The 16,898-nt window shown below is 69.4% G+C and carries 13 protein-coding genes; all 13 read right to left on the bottom strand.

The features are described from left to right. Window positions 1-219: 219 nt before the first annotated feature. The 13 genes from ftsZ to rsmH all read right to left on the bottom strand — a co-directional run bounded on the left by ftsZ (window position 220) and on the right by rsmH (window position 16,897). Window positions 220-1,395: a cell division protein FtsZ gene (gene ftsZ, locus CAL24_RS03330; protein WP_094805714.1), complete on the bottom strand. Its 1,176-nt coding sequence runs from the start codon at window positions 1,393-1,395 to the stop codon at window positions 220-222. Window positions 1,396-1,582: 187 nt separating this feature from the next. After that, window positions 1,583-2,809, bottom strand: a complete 1,227-nt coding sequence (gene ftsA, locus CAL24_RS03325; protein ID WP_028356837.1) for a cell division protein FtsA — start codon at window positions 2,807-2,809, stop codon at window positions 1,583-1,585. Window positions 2,810-2,813: 4 nt separating this feature from the next. Then, the gene (locus tag CAL24_RS03320; protein WP_094805713.1) at window positions 2,814-3,635 is read right to left on the bottom strand and encodes a cell division protein FtsQ/DivIB; all 822 of its coding nucleotides are present in this window, start codon (window positions 3,633-3,635) and stop codon (window positions 2,814-2,816) included. A gap of 12 nt (window positions 3,636-3,647) precedes the next feature. Beyond that, complete coding sequence (locus CAL24_RS03315) at window positions 3,648-4,625, bottom strand: D-alanine--D-alanine ligase (RefSeq protein WP_094805712.1); 978 nt, start codon at window positions 4,623-4,625, stop codon at window positions 3,648-3,650. Further along, window positions 4,622-6,019 (bottom strand): UDP-N-acetylmuramate--L-alanine ligase, encoded by a 1,398-nt coding sequence (murC, locus tag CAL24_RS03310; RefSeq protein ID WP_094805711.1) that lies wholly within the window; start codon window positions 6,017-6,019, stop codon window positions 4,622-4,624. The genes CAL24_RS03315 and murC overlap by 4 nt, the downstream gene beginning before the upstream one ends. Continuing rightward, a complete protein-coding gene (gene murG / locus CAL24_RS03305; RefSeq protein ID WP_028356841.1) occupies window positions 6,016-7,089 on the bottom strand; it encodes an undecaprenyldiphospho-muramoylpentapeptide beta-N-acetylglucosaminyltransferase in 1,074 nt (357 codons plus the stop codon). Before murG ends, murC begins: the two co-directional genes overlap by 4 nt. Further along, window positions 7,086-8,279 (bottom strand): putative lipid II flippase FtsW, encoded by a 1,194-nt coding sequence (gene ftsW / locus CAL24_RS03300; RefSeq protein ID WP_094805710.1) that lies wholly within the window; start codon window positions 8,277-8,279, stop codon window positions 7,086-7,088. The genes murG and ftsW overlap by 4 nt, the downstream gene beginning before the upstream one ends. Then, window positions 8,279-9,808 carry a UDP-N-acetylmuramoyl-L-alanine--D-glutamate ligase gene (gene murD / locus CAL24_RS03295; protein ID WP_094805709.1) on the bottom strand — a complete coding sequence of 510 codons (1,530 nt, stop codon included), beginning with the start codon at window positions 9,806-9,808 and terminating at the stop codon, window positions 8,279-8,281. Before murD ends, ftsW begins: the two co-directional genes overlap by 1 nt. After that, window positions 9,805-10,974 (bottom strand): phospho-N-acetylmuramoyl-pentapeptide-transferase, encoded by a 1,170-nt coding sequence (gene mraY, locus CAL24_RS03290; RefSeq protein ID WP_028356844.1) that lies wholly within the window; start codon window positions 10,972-10,974, stop codon window positions 9,805-9,807. The genes murD and mraY overlap by 4 nt, the downstream gene beginning before the upstream one ends. Beyond that, window positions 10,964-13,795 (bottom strand): bifunctional UDP-N-acetylmuramoyl-L-alanyl-D-glutamate--2,6-diaminopimelate ligase MurE/UDP-N-acetylmuramoyl-tripeptide--D-alanyl-D-alanine ligase MurF, encoded by a 2,832-nt coding sequence (gene murF / locus CAL24_RS03285; RefSeq protein WP_094805708.1) that lies wholly within the window; start codon window positions 13,793-13,795, stop codon window positions 10,964-10,966. Before murF ends, mraY begins: the two co-directional genes overlap by 11 nt. Further along, window positions 13,792-15,519: a peptidoglycan D,D-transpeptidase FtsI family protein gene (locus CAL24_RS03280; protein ID WP_028356846.1), complete on the bottom strand. Its 1,728-nt coding sequence runs from the start codon at window positions 15,517-15,519 to the stop codon at window positions 13,792-13,794. The genes murF and CAL24_RS03280 overlap by 4 nt, the downstream gene beginning before the upstream one ends. Continuing rightward, window positions 15,516-15,806, bottom strand: a complete 291-nt coding sequence (ftsL, locus tag CAL24_RS03275) for a cell division protein FtsL (RefSeq protein WP_028356847.1) — start codon at window positions 15,804-15,806, stop codon at window positions 15,516-15,518. Before ftsL ends, CAL24_RS03280 begins: the two co-directional genes overlap by 4 nt. Then, window positions 15,806-16,897, bottom strand: a complete 1,092-nt coding sequence (rsmH, locus tag CAL24_RS03270; RefSeq protein ID WP_094805707.1) for a 16S rRNA (cytosine(1402)-N(4))-methyltransferase RsmH — start codon at window positions 16,895-16,897, stop codon at window positions 15,806-15,808. The genes ftsL and rsmH overlap by 1 nt, the downstream gene beginning before the upstream one ends. Between the last annotated feature and the right edge of the window lies 1 nt (window position 16,898).

Genomic DNA, 16,898 nt, shown 5'->3' with positions numbered 1-16,898 from the left:
GTATGTTGCACCGGTATCACCAAAAACCAATGAAATCACCGGCATAAGTGCGCATTGTAACCTCCGCGGACGTTGCGCGCCACGCGCCTGAAACATTTACCGGCTAGTGCGTCCCCTTTTACGTATTGCAAGGCGCGCCCCGCCCCGCGTCCGGCCCGCCCGGGGAAGACGGGCCGGAGCTGAGGGAGTCGGGCCGGTTGCCCGGCCCGTTGCGCGACGTCAGTCAGCCTGCTTGCGCAGGAAGGCCGGGATGTCGAAGTGGTCCATGCCCGAGCTTTCCAGTGCCCGCACCTGGGCCGACGCCTGCGTGCGCGGGTTGCGCATCACCGAGGGCATGTCCAGGTTGCGGTAGTCGCCCTGCTGCATCCCGCCCATGGGCAGGTTGTCGGTGCCGGTACGCAGAGTCTCGGCCACGTTCTGCACCAGCTGCGGACGCGCCACATTGCGACCCAGGCCGGTGGCGACCACGGTCACGCGCAGGTTGTCGCCCATCGACTCGTCGTAGGCAGTGCCGAAGATCACGGTGGCGTCTTCCGAAGCGTAGCTGCGGATCGTTTCCATGATCTCGCGGGTCTCGCGCATCTTCAGGGTGCGGCTGGCGGTGATGTTGACCAGCACGCCGCGCGCGCCGTTCAGGTCCACGCCTTCCAGCAGCGGGCACGCGATGGCCTGCTCGGCCGCCACGCGGGCGCGGTCGGCGCCGCTGGCGGTCGCCGTGCCCATCATGGCCTGGCCCTGCTCGCCCATGATCGTCTTGACGTCTTCGAAGTCGACGTTGACATTGCCTTCGACATTGATGATCTCGGCGATCCCGGCGCAAGCGTTGTGCAGGATGTCGTCAGCGGACTTGAAGCAGTCTTCCTGCGTCGCGTCCTCGTCCATCAGTTCATACAGGTTCTCATTGAGGACCACGATGAGCGAATGCACGTGCTTGGCCAGCTCGGCGATGCCGTCCTCGGCCATTTTCAGGCGCTTGGTGCCCTCGAAAGAGAACGGCTTGGTGACCACGCCAACGGTCAGGATGCCCAGTTCCTTGGCGACCTCGGCCACGACCGGGCCCGCGCCGGTGCCGGTGCCGCCGCCCATGCCGGCAGTGATGAACACCATGTGCGCGCCGTTCAGGGCCGAACGGATCTCCTCGCGCGCGGTTTCCGCCGAGGCGCGGCCCTGCTCGGGCTTGGCGCCGGCGCCCAGGCCGGTGCGGCCCAGGCGGATCTGCGCCGGCGCGTTGGTGGCCGCCAGCGCCTGCGCGTCGGTATTGGCGCAGATGAAATCCACGCCGTTGACACCGCTGCGAATCATGTGGGCGACGGCATTGCCGCCGGCGCCGCCAACACCCACGACCTTGATAACGGTCCCTTTGGTGTTGTTCTCAAGCATCTCAAAGTTCATCATGATGACTCCCTCACAAGTCTGAATAAGCAAATCACAAAAATTCCCCAACAACCTATCTTTTGTGAATCGCCTCAAAGCCGAAGCCGGCCTCGCGGTCCGCAACGGGTTTGAAACGTCTCCCCTTTCGGCCCGCCCCGCGCGCAATGCGCGGCGCGTGCCAGGAACAGGCCCCAGTCTGTCCCCAAGGTCAGTTCATGAACCACTCCTTCATGCGCGCCAGCAGGCTCTTGAAGTTGCCGGTCTGCGCCGCGACCTTGCGGCCGCGCACGCGCTGCATGCGCGCCTCCTGCAGCAGGCCCATGACGGTCGAGAAGCGCGGATTGCGCATCACGTCCGACAGGCTGCCTTCGTATTCGGGCACCGCCACGCGCACGGGTTTCAGGAATACGTCCTCGGCCAGTTCGATCATGCCGGGCAGCTGCGCCGAACCGCCCGTGAGCACCACGCCGGACGCCAGCAGGTCCTCGTAACCCGAATCGCGCACCACCTGCTGCACCAACGAGAACAGTTCTTCCACGCGCGGCTCGATCACCGCCCCGAGCGCCTGGCGCTTGACCTGGCGCGGCCCGCGGTCGCCCAGGCCCGGAACCTCGACCGTCTCGTCGGGGCGCGCCAGCACCTGCTTGGCCACGCCGTAGCGCAGCTTGATTTCCTCGGCATCGGGCGTGGGCGTGCGCAGCATGGCCGCGATGTCGTTGGTGATCTGGTCGCCGGCGATCGGCAGCACGGCGGTATGGCGGATCGCGCCGCCGGTGAAAATGGCCACGTCGGTGGTGCCGCCGCCGATATCGACCAGCACCACGCCCAGTTCCTTCTCGTCGGCGGTCAGGCACGACAGGCTGGAGGCCAGCGGCTGCAGGATCAGGTCCTGCACTTCCAGCCCGCAGCGCCGCACGCACTTGACGATGTTCTGCGCGGCGCTCACCGCGCCGGTGACGATGTGCACCCGCACCTCCAGGCGCAGGCCGCTCATGCCGATCGGCTCGCGGATGTCTTCCTGGCCGTCGACGATGAACTCCTGGGTCAGCACGTGCAGCACCTGCTGGTCGGTCGGGATGTTGACCGCCTTGGCCGTCTCGATCACGCGCGCCACGTCGGTCGCGGTGACCTCCTTGTCCTTGACCGCCACCATGCCGCTCGAATTGAAGCTGCGGATGTGGCTGCCGGCGATGCCGGTGTATACGTCGCGGATCTTGCAGTCGGCCATCAACTCGGCTTCCTCCAGCGCGCGCTGGATCGAATTGACGGTGGTCTCGATGTTGACCACGACGCCCTTGCGCATGCCGCGCGACTCGTGCTGGCCCAGGCCAAGCACTTCGAAGCGTCCTTCCGGCAGGATTTCGGCGACCACGGCCACCACCTTGCTGGTGCCGATATCCAGGGCGACGATGAGGTCCTTGATGTCACGGGTCATGGCGTTAACGCTTCTTCGAAGATGTGGATGGAGATTTCGGTTTGGACTGCGCTTCCAGCGGCACCAGCGCCAGGGCGAACCCGTTCGGGTAGCGCAAGTCCGCCTGCGCCACCGTGCGGCCTTCCAGGCGGCTGGCCACCGCCGGCCAGGCCTGGACGAAGCGCTGGATGCGCGCGGCGAACGGCAGCGCCCCCGGCAAGCCGTGCGGATCCGGCGCATCGGCGCCCGGGTCGCGCCCCAGGTCCAGCACCATGCCGTTGGACAGCGTGGCCTTCCAGGCATAGCGCGGACTCAAGTCCAGTTCGCGCACGTGCAGGTCCAGCGGCGCGAACCAGCGCGCCAGTTCCGCGTAGCGCTGCACCACCAGCCCCTCCGAGCCTTGCGGGCCCGAGAACTGCGGCAGCACGGTGTCGTCGTCCAGTTCGCCGGTGTTGGCCGTGAACGCCTCGCCCCAGGTATTGATCATCTGGTTCTCGTTCCACAAGGCCAGCGGCTGCTGCTCCTCGATGCGCACGCGCAACGTGTCGGGCCAGATGCGGCGGATGGAGGCGCGCCGCACCCACGGCACGGACTCGAACACCTCGCGCGCATGGTCCAGGTCCACCGTGAAGAAATTGCCCTGGAAGCGTCGCGCGATCACCGCCCGCACCGCCTCCGGCGAGACATAGCGCAGCTCCGTATCGGGCGCGGCCTCCAGCTCGATGGCCGATAGCGTGAAGTACGGACGATGCGCGACCCACACCACGCCTGCGACGAGGATGGCCACCACCGCCAGCACGGCCAGCGTGTTGGCGATCAGGTTGGTGGTTCGGGCGTCGTTCCACACGGATCGTTCCGGTCAGGGGTTGCGGGCCGGGCTGCGCACCTTGCACGCGGCCTCGGACAAAATGGATACACACAGTTCGGCGTAGCTCATGCCGACCGCCTTGGCCGCCATCGGCACCAGCGAATGGCCGGTCATGCCCGGCGACGTGTTGGCTTCCAGCAGCCACGGCTGATTGCCGCGGTCCAGCATGAAATCGATGCGGCCCCAGCCGGCGCAGTCCAGCGCCCGATAGGCGCGCACCGCCAGGTCGGCCACCTGTTCCGCCACCTCGGCAGGCAGGTCGGCCGGGCAGAAGTATTGGGTCTCGTCGGAGAAGTACTTGTGCTCGTAGTCATAGTTGCCGCCGGGCGCCACGATCTCGATGACCGGCAGGGCGCGCGCCGAACGGCCGGTGCCCAGCACGGCGACGGTCAGTTCGCGTCCGGCGATGAACTGCTCTGCCAGCACCGCGGCGTCGAAACGCGCCGCCTGGGCATAGCCTTCCTTCATGTCCGAGTAGCCCACCACCTTGGTGATGCCCACGGTCGACCCTTCGTGCGGCGGCTTGAGGATCAGCGGCAGGCCCAGCCGGTCCGGCACGGTGCGCAGTTCCGAGGAGTCGTCCAGCAGCTCGAAGGCCGGGGTGGGCAGCCCATGCTGCAGCCAGACGCGCTTGGTCATGGTCTTGTCCATGGCCAGGCTGGAAGCCATGGGGCCGCTGCCGGTATAGGGCAGCTCCAGCAGCTCCAGCGCGCCCTGCAAGGTGCCGTCTTCGCCGTAGCGGCCATGCAGGGCGATGAACACGCGATCGAAGCCCGCGGCGGCCAGCTCGCCCAGCGAATGCTCGCCGGTATCGAACAGATGCGCATCGACGCCGGCCGACTGCAGCGCCTGGTGCACGCCCTTGCCGGACATCAGGGACACTTCGCGCTCGGCGGAACGGCCGCCGTACAGGACACCCACCTTGCCCAGCGCTTGCACGTCGACGGGCGTTTTCACGGGCTGATTCATGCCAGTTCTCCTACCTGGGCGGGCACCTTGCTGATCGACCCGGCCCCCATGACCACCACCACGTCGCCGTCGCGCACGAAATCCAGGATGGCCTGCGGCAGCTCGGCCACGTCCTCGACGAAGACCGGCTCGATCCGGCCGGCCACCCGCAGCGCCCGGGCCAGCGCACGGCCGTCGGCCGCCACCAGCGGCGGCTCGCCGGCCGAATAGACTTCCGTCAGCAACACCGCATCCGCGTTGCCGAGCACTCGCACGAAATCCTCGAAGCAATCGCGCGTGCGGGTGTAGCGGTGCGGCTGGAACGCCAGCACGATGCGACGGTCGGGCCAGGCGCCGCGCGCCGCCGCCAGGGTGGCGGCCATTTCGGCGGGATGATGCCCGTAGTCGTCGATGAGCGTGAACGTGCCGCCGGCCGGCGCGGCGAACTCGCCCACCTGGGTGAAACGCCGGCCTACGCCCTTGAACGAAGCCAGCGCCTGGCCGATGGCGGCGTCCGGCACACCCAGTTCGGTGGCCACCGCCACGGCGGCCAGCGCATTGCGCACGTTGTGCAATCCGGGCAGGTTCAGCTCCACCGCCAGCGGCGCCAGTTCGGTGGCGCGATCGCGGCGGCGCACCGTGAACCGCATGCGGGTGCCGTCGGCCTGCACGTCCTCGGCGCGCACCTGCGCATCCGGGCTGAGTCCGTAGGTGGTGATGGGCCGCGACACGAACGGCATGATCTCGCGCACATTGGCGTCGTCGGCGCACAGCACCGCGCTGCCGTAGAACGGCAGGCGCTGGGTGAACTCGATGAACGCGCTCTTGAGCCGCGCCACGTCATGGCCATAGGTGTCCATGTGGTCGGCGTCGATATTGGTGACGATCGCCATGACGGGCAGCAGATTCAGGAATGAAGCGTCCGATTCATCGGCCTCGACCACGATGTACTCGCCCTGCCCCAGCCGCGCATTGGCGCCGGCCGAGTTCAGGCGGCCGCCGATCACGAAGGTGGGGTCCAGGTCGCCGGCGGCCAGCAGGCTGGCCACCAGGCTGGTGGTGGTGGTCTTGCCGTGCGTGCCGGCCACCGCGATGCCGCGCTTCAGGCGCATCAGCTCGGCCAGCATGATGGCGCGCGGCACCACGGGGATGCCGGCCGCGCGGGCGGCGATCACTTCGGGGTTGTCGCCGGCGACGGCGGTGGACGTCACGATAGCGCCCGCGCCGGCCACGTTGCCGGCGGTATGGCCTTGCGCGATGCGCGCGCCCAGAGCGGCCAGGCGCTGGGTCACGGCCGATTCGTGCAGGTCGGAACCGCTGACGGTGTAGCCCAGGTTGAGCAACACTTCGGCGATGCCGCTCATGCCCGAGCCGCCGATGCCGACAAAATGGATGTGCTGGATTCTGTGTTTCATGATGAGCGCCTCGCTGCCTGTTCGCAGACATCGGCGATATGGGCCGCGGCGAGCGGGCGCGCATGCTGGCGCGCCCGCTCGGCCACGGCCTGGAGTTCCGGACGGGTGAGCTGGCGCAGCCATGCCGCCAGCCACTCGGGTGTCAGGTCGGCCTGCGGCCGCAGCCAGGCGGCCTGGTCCTCGCTGAGGAAACGCGCGTTGGCGGTCTGGTGGTCGTCGATGGCATGCGGGAACGGCACGAACAGCGCCGCCACGCCGGCGGCCGCCACTTCGGCCACGGTCATGGCGCCGGCGCGGCACACCAGCACATCGGCGCCGGCCATGGCGCCCGCCATGTCTTCGATGAAATCGCGGCAGTCCGCCTGCACGCCGGCCTGGGCGTAAGCATCGCGCAGCGCCTGGACATGCTGGGCGCCGGCCTGGTGGACGACCTGCGGACGGGCCTGCGGCTCGACCAGGGCCAGCGCGCGCGGCAGCGCCGCGTTGAGCGCCTGCGCGCCCTGGCTGCCGCCCACCACCAGGATGCGCAGCGGTCCGCTGCGCGCGCCATAGCGCACGGCCGGCTCGGGCAAGGCGCACAGGTCGGCGCGCACGGGATTGCCCAGGGCCTCGCCGCGCGGCAACACGCCGGGAAAGCCGCTCAGCACGCGACGCGCCAGCCGGGCCAGCCAGCGGTTGGCCGTGCCGGCCACCGCGTTCTGCTCGTGCACCACCAGCGGCAGGCCGCGCAGCGCGGCCACCAGGCCGCCCGGGAAGGCCACGTAGCCGCCCATGCCCAGCACCACGTCGGGGCGCACCTGCGACAGGCGGCGCCATGCCTGCCCGGCCGCCCGCAGCAACAGGAACGGCAGCTTCAGCATGGCGGCGGCGCCCCGGCCGCGCACGCCCTGGAAATGCAGCGGCACCAGCTCGATGCCGCGCGGCGGCACCAGGCGGCCCTCCATCTTGTCGGGATTGCCCAGCCAGAACACCCGCCAGCCGCGCTCGCGCAGCACGTCGGCCACCGCCAGCCCGGGCATGATGTGCCCGCCGGTGCCGCCAGCCATGATGAGCACGGTGCGCGCGGTCATGTCCGCCCCCCGCGCATCATGATGCGGTTCTCGATGTCGACGCGCAGCAGGATCGCCAGCCCGCACAGGTTCATCACGATGCCCGAGCCGCCGTAGCTCATCAGCGGCAAGGTCAGGCCCTTGGTCGGCAACAGGCCCAGGCACACACCCATGTTGATGAACGCCTGCACGCCGATCCAGATCGCCACGCCGTGCGCGGCCAGCCCGGCGAAAGTGCGTTCCATGGCGATGGCCTGGCGGCCGATGTCGAAGCCGCGGTAGATGACAACCCCGAACAGCACGATCACCAGCAGCACGCCGACGAAGCCCAGTTCCTCGCCCACCACCGCCATCAGGAAGTCGGTATGCGCCTCGGGCAGGTAGTGCAGTTTTTCGACGCTGGCGCCCAGTCCCACGCCCAGCCACTCGCCGCGCCCCAGCGCGATGAGCGAATGCGACAGTTGGTAGGCGCTGCCGTAGGCGTTGGCGTCGTTCCACGGGTCCAGGTAGGCGAACAGGCGCGCGCGCCGCCACGGCGACAGCCAGATCAGCGCCAGGAAAGTGCCCACCAGCACCGCCAGCAGGCTGCTGAAGTACTTGCCGTTGATGCCGCCCAGGAACAGGATGCCGACCGCGATCGCCACGATGACGATGAAGGCGCCCAGGTCGGGCTCCAGCAGCAGCAGCATGCCCACGCCGCCCAGCGCGCAGGCCATGGGCAGGAAGCCGCGCGAAAACGCCTGCATGTGCTCCTGCTTGCGCACCGTATAGTCGGCGGCATACAGCAGCGCGCCCAGCTTCATCAGCTCGGACGGCTGGAAATTGAGCGGCCCGAGCGGAATCCAGCGGTGCGCGCCGTTGACTTCGCGACCGACGCCCGGGATCAGGACCAGCACCAGCAATGCCAGCGACGCCATGAAGCACGGCATCGCCAGGCGCTGCCACACCCGGATCGGAATGGACAACACCACGGCGCCCGCCAGCAGCCCGGCCGCCAGGAACAACCCATGCCGGATCACGAAGTAGTAGCGGCCGTAGGACGCATAGCGCGGCCCGTCGGCCAGGGCGATCGAGGCCGAATACACCATCAGCAGCCCCAGCAGCAGCAGGGTCGTGGCGGCCAGCACCAGCGGCGCATCGTAATTGCGCATGCGGGTGCGCCCGGGCCGGACGGCATTGACGCTGGCGGTCAGTTCGGCGAACAGGCTCATCACACCTCTCCCCGGTCTCGGGCCAGGTCTTCGACCTCTTCCACGAACACCGCGCCGCGATGCGGATAGTTGCGGAACATGTCCATGCTGGCGCAGGCCGGCGACAACAGGACGGCGTCACCAGGCTGCGCCAGCTCGGCCGCGCGCCGCACCGCCGCGCGCATGTCCTCGGCCGCCACGCAGGGCACGCCGGTATCGGCCAGCACACGGCCGATTTGCGGGCCGTCGGTGCCGATCAGGACCACGGCGCGCGCATGCTGGGCCACCACGGGCGCCAGCGGCGAGAAATCCTGCCCCTTGCCCAGGCCGCCGGCAATCAGCACGACGGACTGCCCCAGTCCTTCCAGGGCGGCCACGGTGGCGCCGACATTGGTGCCCTTGCTGTCGTTGATGTAGTCGACCCCGCCCACGCTGCGCACGAATGCGGCGCGGTGCGGCTCGCCTGCGTAGTCGCGTAGCGCGCGCAGCATCGGCCCCCAGCCGATGTCGAGCACGCGCGCCAGCTGCAGCGCGGCCAGCGCGTTCAGGCCGTTATGCTGGCCGCGGATGCGCATGGCGTCCAGCGGCATCAGCCGGCTGATGCGGCCGGCGGCGCGCCGCGGCGGCGGCGCGCCCTTCTTGCGCCGCACCGGCGGCGCGGGCTCGTCGAAATCGTTGGGCTCGCAGGCCACCAGCCAGGCGACGCCCTGGCCCAGCTCCAGGCCCATGTCGCCCACCAGCGCCGGCATGTCGCGGCCGAAGCTGCGCACGTCCATGCCATCGAGCGACTCGACCATGCCGGCCACGCGCGCGTCGTCGCGGTTGACGATCGCCACCCGGGCCAGCTTCAGCAGGCGCGCCTTGGCATTCGCATAGGCCTGCATGTCGCCGTGCCAATCCAGGTGGTCCTGGGTCACATTGAGCACCGTGGCGGCATCGGGCGCCAGCGTATGCGTGGTCTCGAGCTGGAAGCTGGACAGCTCCAGCACCCAGACCTGCGGCAGGTCGTCGGCATCGAGCGCGTCGATCAGGGCCGTCAGCGCCGCCGGGCCGATATTGCCGGCCGCGCGCGCGCTCAGCCCGCCCGCCAGCACCAGCTGGCGCGTCAACGCCGTGACGGTGGTCTTGCCATTGGTGCCGGTGATGGCCAGCACGCGCGGCCGATAGTCGCGCGTCTCGGCCAGGTCCGCCAGCGCCCGCGCGAACAATTCGATTTCGCCCACGACTTCGATGCCGCGCGCGGCGGCCAGGTCGAGCAGGTCGCGGGCCGGCGCCTGTCCCGGCGGCAGGCCGGGGCTGAGCACCAGTTGCGACACGCCGTCGAGCAGGGCCGGATCGAACGCATCGCCGCAGCCCAGGCGATAGTCCACCTGCGCATCCGGCAGCGCGTCGCGCAGCGCCTGCAGCCCGCCCGGCTCCGCGCGCGTGTCGGCCACCCGCAGGCTGGCGCCCTGGCGGGCGCTCCAGCGCGCGGCGGCGACACCCGTCTCGCCCAATCCGAGGATCAGGACGAGCGGCGCATCGGCACGGGAGGTTTCGGGACTGTTCATCGCAACTTCAATGTGGAAAGACCTACCAGCACCAGCATCATGCTGATGATCCAGAAACGCACGACGACCTGGGTTTCCTTCCAGCCGCCCACCTCGAAATGGTGGTGCAGCGGCGCCATGCGGAAGATCCGCCGCCCCTGCCCGTACTTGCGCTTGGTGTACTTGAACCAGGTCACCTGCATCATCACCGACAGCGTCTCGACCACGAACACGCCGCCCATGATGAACAGGACGATTTCTTGCCGCACGATCACGGCGATCGTGCCCAGCGCGCCGCCCAGCGCCAGGGCGCCCACGTCGCCCATGAACACCTGGGCGGGATAAGCGTTGAACCACAGGAACGCCAGGCCCGCGCCGGCGATGGCCGCGCACAGCACCATCAGTTCGGCCGCGCCGGGAATGTAGGGAAACAGCAGGTACTTGGAATAGTCGACCCGGCCCACCACATAGGCGAAGATGCCCAGCGCGCTGCCGACCATGACGGTGGGCATGATGGCCAGGCCGTCCAGCCCGTCGGTCAGGTTGACCGCGTTGCTGGTGCCGACGATGACCGCCCAGGTCAGCGCCACGAAGCCCAGCACGCCGAGGGGGTAGCTGACCGACTTGAAGAACGGCACGATCAGGTCGGCGCGGGTAGGCAGCGGCATGGCGAAGCCGCTGCTGACCCAGGCCTTGAACAGCGGCCACAGCTCGGTATTGGCCGGCGCCGACACGGCGAACGCCAGGTATACCGCCGCCACCAGGCCGATCGTGGCCTGCCAGAAGAATTTCTGGCGCGCCGGCATGCCTTCGGGATCGCGATAGACCACCTTGCGGTAGTCGTCCATCCAGCCGATCCAGCCGAAGCCGAAGGTGACCATCAGCACGACCCACACGAAGCGGTTGGTCCAGTCGGCCCACAACAGCGTGCTGATCGCGATGGCGATCAGGATCAGCGCGCCGCCCATGGTCGGCGTACCGGTCTTGACCAGGTGCGATTCCGGGCCATAGGCGCGCACCGCCTGGCCGATCTTCATCTCGGTAAGTTTGCGGATCACGCGCGGTCCCGCCACCAGGCCGATCAGCAGGGCCGTCGCGCAGGCCAGCACGGCGCGCATGGTGATGTATTCCAGCACGCCGATCGCGCGCACATCGTCGGACAGCCAGCGGGCGATTTCAAGCAGCATGCGGATCTCCCTGGCGCCCGGCCATGGTGTTGTTATTGTTGGTCGAAAGCGCCGTCACTACCCGCTCCATGCGCATAAAGCGCGAACCCTTCACCAATATGCTGGCCGGCCGCGCGTTGCGCAGCGCCGCCACGATTTCGTCGACCGACCCGCAGGCCAGCGCCTTCTGGCCGAACGCCGCCGCGCTGTCGCGGCTGGCCTCGCCCAGGGTGTACAAGACGTCGATGCCGTGCTGGCGCGCGTACTCGCCCACTTCACGGTGCATCGCCGGCCCGTTGTCGCCGACTTCGCCCATGTCGCCCAGCACCAGGGCGCGCGGCGCCGGCAGCTGCGCCAGCACATCGACCGCCGCGCGCACCGAATCCGGGTTGGCGTTGTAGGTGTCGTCGATCAGGATCGTGCCGTCGGCCAGCGCCTTGCGCTGCATCCGCCCCGCCACCGCGCTGAAAGCCGCCAGCGCGCGCACCGCGCTGTCCAGCGGCGCGCCGGCAGCCAGGGTGGCGGCAATCGCGGCCAGGGCGTTGCGCAGGTTGTGCACGCCGGGCACCGGCAGCACCAGGTCGGCGCAGCCGGCCGGCGTCACCACCCGGCAGCGCGTCTCCTGCGGCGTGGCCTGGACATGTTCGGCATAGACATCCAGGCCCGGCTGCAAGCCGAAGCGCAGCACGCGCCGGGCGCCGGCCTGGGCTTCCCAGACGCCGCAATGCGGATCGTCGCCGGGGAACACGGCCACGCCGTCGTCCGGCAAGGCTTCGATGCAGGCGCCGTTCTCCTGGGCCACCGCCTCGACGGAATGCATGAATTCCTGATGTTCGCGCTGCGCATTGGTGATCAGCGCGACCGACGCGGCGGCCGCGGCGGCCAGCAGCGCGATCTCGCCGGGATGGTTCATGCCCAGTTCGAACACGGCGGCTCGGTGCTGCGCGCGCAGCCGCAGCAGCGTCAGCGGCACGCCGATATCGTTATTGAAATTGCCGGCCGTGGCCAGCCGCCCCGCCTCGCCTTGCCAGTCGGCCAGGATGGCGGAGACCATTTCCTTGGTAGTGGTCTTGCCGTTGCTGCCCGCCACGGCGATGACCGGCAGCGCGAAGCGCGCGCGCCATGCCGCGCCGATGCGCATCAAGGCCTGGCGGGTATCGCCCAGCACCAACTGGGGCGGCGACACGCCGTCCACCGGATGCGCGACCACGGCGGCGCAGGCGCCGGCGGCCTCGGCCTGCGCCAGATAATGATGGCCGTCGAACTGCTCGCCGGCCAGCGCCAGGAAGATCTCGTTGGCACCGATCCGCCGCGTGTCGGTCGACAGGCCGCCGGCGTGCGGCAGCAGCAAGGCCAGCCGGGCCCATTCGCGGTCGTCGAACGGCAGCTTGACGCCGCGGATCTCCTGATAGGTTTCGTGGCCCTTGCCGGCCAGCAGCACCACGTCGTCCGGATCGGCCGCCCAGACGGTCTGCATGATCGCGCGGGCGCGGTCCGGCTCGACGACGTAGCGGGTGCCGCGCGGGATGCCCGGCAGGATCTGCGCAATGATCGCGGCCGGATCCTCACCGCGCGGGTTGTCGCTGGACACCGTGACCTTGTCGGCCAGTTCCGCCGCGATGCGGCCCATCTCGGGCCGCTTGCCGGGATCGCGCTCGCCGCCGCAGCCGAACAGGCATGCCAGCCTGCCGCCGCGCGCGTCGGCCACCGGCCGCAACGCCACCAGGGCGCGCGCCAGGGAATCCGGCGTATGCGAGTAATCCACCACCACCAGCGGCCCGCGTCCGCCCGCGCTGAGCGTGCGCGTCGGCAGCGGCGCCACCATCTGCAGGCGGCCGTCGACCGGCGCGGTCGATGCCAGCGCGCGGGCGATCTGCCCCAGGGGCCACCCCAGCTTGTACAGCACGCCCGCGACCAACAACAGGTTCGAGACGTTGTGGCGGCCCAGCAGCGAGGTGACGATCTGCGCCTCGCCGTCGGGCGTGGCCAGCGTGAAGACTTGCCCGTGGGCGGTCGCCTGCAGGTCGCGGGCCTGGAACGCGGCCGGGCTGTCCTGCTGCGTATAGCCGACCGCCAGCTCGCGCGGCAGGGCGCGCAGCAGGCGCTCGCCGGCGGCATCGTCGGCGTTGACCACGGCCGCCTCCAGGCCGGGCCACTGGAACAGCAGCGCCTTGGCCTGCTCATAGCGTTCCATGGAGCCGTGGTAGTCCAGATGGTCGCGCGTCAGGTTGGTGAAGCCGGCCACGGCAATGCGCACGCCGTCCAGCCGCCCCTGTTCCAGGCCGATGGAGGAAGCCTCCAGCGCCACGGCCTGGGCGCCCTCGGCCAGCATGTACGCCAGCAGGCGGTGCACGGTCAGCACATCGGGAGTGGTTAGGTCGCCGCCCAGCGAACGGCCGTCGGGCAACAGCGCGCCCAGCGTGCCGATGCTGCCGCACGGCTTGTCGGCGCGGTTCAGCGCCTGCGCCACCCACTGGACGCAGGAAGTCTTGCCGTTGGTGCCGGTGACGGCCACCACGCTCAGGGCGGCCGAGGGATGCCCGTACCAGTCGTCGGCCAGTTCCCCCAGCAGGCCGCGCAGGCCGGCGACCTCGCGCACCCGGGAATCGCCCGCGGCGTCGGCCGGCGCCGGCGCCTCGCACAGCACGGCCGCGGCGCCGCGCGCGAATGCCTGGCTTATATAGTGGCGCCCGTCCGCGGCGCCGCCTTCGCAGGCGACGAACACATCGCCCGCCGCCACCTCGCGCGAATCCAGCCGCAGGTCGGCGCCGGCCGGCACGCGCGCGCGCAGCCAGGCCAGCGCATCGACGGCCGCCAGGGAAAGTGCGGGGTGCGCGCTCATCGCGATTGCTCCTGCACGCCCGCCACGATGGTCGATTCGAACGGCGCGTCGGGCTGCACGCTCATCATGCGCAGGCTGCCGCCGACGATGGTCGAGAACACGGGCGCCGCGATCGCGCCGCCGTAATAGCCGCCCGCCTTGGGATCGTCGATGGACACCGCCACCACGATGCGCGGGTCCGACACCGGCGCGAAACCGACGAACGAACTGCGGTAGCGCTTGCTGTACTTGCCATCGATGATCTTGCGCGCGGTGCCGCTCTTGCCGGCCACCCGGTAGCCCTGCACCTGCGCCGCCTTGGCGCCGTCGGGGCCGGCGGCGGCCTCCAGCATGGCGCGCACCATCCGCGCGGTCTGCGGGCTATATACCTTGACGCTGGTGGGATCGCTGTCGCGCTTGACCAGCGTAGGGGACACCATGGCGCCGTCGCGGGCAAACACCGTATAGGCGCGCGCCATCTGCAGCAGCGACACGGACAGGCCATAGCCATACGCCATGGTCGCTTTTTCGATCAGGCGCCAGCGGTCCCACGGCCGCAGCCGGCCGGGCGCCGCGCCGGGAAAGCCGAGTTCCGGCGCGCGGCCCAGGCCCAGCTCCGTGAAGCGCTCCCACATTTCGCGCGACTCGAGTTTTTCCGAGATCAGCGTCATGCCGATATTGCTGGAACGGCGCAGCACGCCGGCCACGTTGATCGTGCCATTGCGGCTGACGTCGTGGATGGTATTGCCCTGGTAGCGGAAACTGCCGTTGCCGGTCTCGAATTGCGTGTTGACGTTGATGCGGCCCAGGTCCAGCGCCAGCGCCGCCGTGAACGGCTTCATGATCGAACCCGGCTCGAAGGTGTCGGTGATGGCCCGGTTGCGCAGGTTCGGCGCGTGGAAGGTCTCGCGACGGTTCGGATCGAAGGTCGGCAAGCTGGTCATGGCCAGAATCTCGCCGGTGCGCACGTCCATGATGATGGCGCTGGCGGCGGCCGCCTGGTGCCGCTCCATGGCGTCGTTCAGTTCGCGATACACCAGGTATTGCAGGCGCGCGTCGATCGACAGGTGCAGGTCGCGGCCATTGACGGGCAGCGTCACCGCCTGCACATCCTCGATCACGCGGCCCAGGCGGTCCTTGATGACCCGGCGGCTGCCCGGACGGCCCGACAGCAGGTCGTCGAACGCCAGCTCGATGCCTTCCTGGCCCTTGTCCTCGACATTGGTGAATCCGACCAGGTGGGCGGTGACCTCGCCGTCCGGATAGTAGCGGCGCGTTTCCGGCTGCTGGTGGATACCCGGCACGTCCAGCTGCTTGATCTGGTCGGCCAGCTCCATCGGCACCTGGCGCTTCAGGTAGACGAAATTGCGGTCTTCATCGGCCAGGCGGCCGCGCAGGTCGGCCACCGAGGTGTCGAGCAACTTGGCCAGCTCGGCCAATTGCGCCGCCGTGGCCGGCTTGACGTCCTCGGGGATGGCCCAGATGGCGCGCGCCGGCACGCTGGAAGCCAGCACCACGCCATTGCGGTCGAGGATCTTGCCGCGCGTGGCCGCCAGCGTCAGCGTGCGCTCGTAGCGCCGCTCGCCCTGCTGCTGCAGGAACTCGGTGGACAGCCCTTGCAGGTACAGGGCGCGGCCGGCCAGCACCACGAAGCTGCCCAGCAACATGATCAGCACCAGGCGGGCGCGCCAGGTCGGCAACTGCCCGCGCAGCACGGGATTGTCGAAAAACGGCACGCGCTTCATTGCGTGCCTCCGGCGCCGGGAATGGGCGGCTGGTTCAAATAGAGAGTGCGGTCGGGCACGATGGGGATCATTTTCAGATCCTCCCGTGCCGCGCGGTCGATACGGGCATTGCGCGCCAGCTCGGCGCGCTCGAGCTGCAGCCGGCGCCAGTCGGTATCCAGCGAGCGGGCCTGGGCGTTGCTACGGTCCAGTTCGATGAACAACTGGCGAGAGTGATAGCGGCTGGTGACCAGCGAGATGGCCGACAGCATCAGCAAGACCGCCAGGAGCAGGCTGGTACGTCCCATCAGTGCGGCCTCCGCTTGGCGGCGCGCCGGCCGGCACCGCCCTCGCCGGGCATGTGGACATCCGGCACGAAGGCCGCGGCGCCCTCGGCGCCGAACGGCGTGGCAGTGCGCTCGGCCACGCGCAGCACCGCCGAACGGGCGCGCGCATTGCCGGCGGTTTCCGCCTCGTCGGCCAGCACCCGGCCCAGCGAGCGCACCAGGGGTTGCGGCATTTCGCTTTCGCGCAGGGGCAGGCGCGCATGGGCGGCCGCCGGCCTGGCCGCCGCCGCAATGCACTGCTTGACCATGCGGTCCTCAAGCGAATGAAAGCTGATCACCGCCAACCTCCCCCCCGGGGCGAGCAGCTCTAGAGCTGCCGCGAGGGCGCGCGCGAGCTCTTCGAGTTCCCGATTGATGTAAATCCGTAAAGCTTGAAAGGTGCGTGTGGCCGGATGCTGCCCCTTTTCGCGCGTGCGGACGGCGCTGGCGACGCACTCGGCAAGCTCGAGCGTGGTGCGCAGCGGCCGTGTTGCGCGGCGAGCAGCAATCGCCTTTGCAACCTGAAAAGCAAACCGTTCTTCGCCATAATCCGCTATGACCTCCCGCATTTCATCCACGCTGGCTTGCGCCAGCCAATCCGCTACCGTGGGGCCGCGGGTCGTATCCATCCGCATGTCGAGCGGGCCTTCGCGCATGAACGAAAACCCCCGCCCGGCATCATCCAACTGGGGCGACGAAACGCCCAGATCCAGCATCACCCCATCGACGGCCCCGATGCCGCGCGCCGCCAATGCTTCCTGCATGGCGCCGAAGCCGCCATGCACCACCGTCACCCGGGGATCATCCGCGGCCAGTTCCGTGGCCACGGCGATCGCCTGGGGATCCTTGTCGAACACCACCAGCCTGGCCTGCCCGCCCAGGCGGCGCAGCAGTTCCCGGCTGTGTCCGCCGCGCCCGAAGGTGCCATCGACGAACACCCCGCGCTGCGCCCGTTCGCCGGCCTGCGCGTCGTCCTGCCGGCCCGACCGTGTCGCGCCCTTGCCGCCGAAACCGGCCAGCAGCAACGCATCCACCGTCGGCTCCAGCAACACGGGCCGATGTTCGAATTCCATA

It is taken from the genome of Bordetella genomosp. 2 (genome assembly GCF_002261345.1).
In the GTDB taxonomy this organism is placed as follows: domain Bacteria; phylum Pseudomonadota; class Gammaproteobacteria; order Burkholderiales; family Burkholderiaceae_B; genus Bordetella_A.
Note: the sequence above shows the minus strand (reverse complement) of the source record. Positions and strands in the feature narration are given on the sequence as shown.

What these genes read in the sequence shown, in the direction of transcription:
- ftsZ (WP_094805714.1), bottom strand. Translation starts at nt 1,395, where the DNA reads ATGATGAACTTTGAGATGCTTGAGAACAACACCAAAGGGACCGTTATC.
- ftsW (WP_094805710.1), bottom strand. Translation starts at nt 8,279, where the DNA reads ATGAGCCTGTTCGCCGAACTGACCGCCAGCGTCAATGCCGTCCGGCCC.
- rsmH (WP_094805707.1), bottom strand. Translation starts at nt 16,897, where the DNA reads ATGGAATTCGAACATCGGCCCGTGTTGCTGGAGCCGACGGTGGATGCG.
- CAL24_RS03280 (WP_028356846.1), bottom strand. Translation starts at nt 15,519, where the DNA reads ATGAAGCGCGTGCCGTTTTTCGACAATCCCGTGCTGCGCGGGCAGTTG.
- murG (WP_028356841.1), bottom strand. Translation starts at nt 7,089, where the DNA reads ATGACCGCGCGCACCGTGCTCATCATGGCTGGCGGCACCGGCGGGCAC.
- CAL24_RS03315 (WP_094805712.1), bottom strand. Translation starts at nt 4,625, where the DNA reads ATGAATCAGCCCGTGAAAACGCCCGTCGACGTGCAAGCGCTGGGCAAG.
- murF (WP_094805708.1), bottom strand. Translation starts at nt 13,795, where the DNA reads ATGAGCGCGCACCCCGCACTTTCCCTGGCGGCCGTCGATGCGCTGGCC.
- ftsL (WP_028356847.1), bottom strand. Translation starts at nt 15,806, where the DNA reads ATGGGACGTACCAGCCTGCTCCTGGCGGTCTTGCTGATGCTGTCGGCC.
- murD (WP_094805709.1), bottom strand. Translation starts at nt 9,808, where the DNA reads ATGAACAGTCCCGAAACCTCCCGTGCCGATGCGCCGCTCGTCCTGATC.
- murC (WP_094805711.1), bottom strand. Translation starts at nt 6,019, where the DNA reads ATGAAACACAGAATCCAGCACATCCATTTTGTCGGCATCGGCGGCTCG.
- mraY (WP_028356844.1), bottom strand. Translation starts at nt 10,974, where the DNA reads ATGCTGCTTGAAATCGCCCGCTGGCTGTCCGACGATGTGCGCGCGATC.
- ftsA (WP_028356837.1), bottom strand. Translation starts at nt 2,809, where the DNA reads ATGACCCGTGACATCAAGGACCTCATCGTCGCCCTGGATATCGGCACC.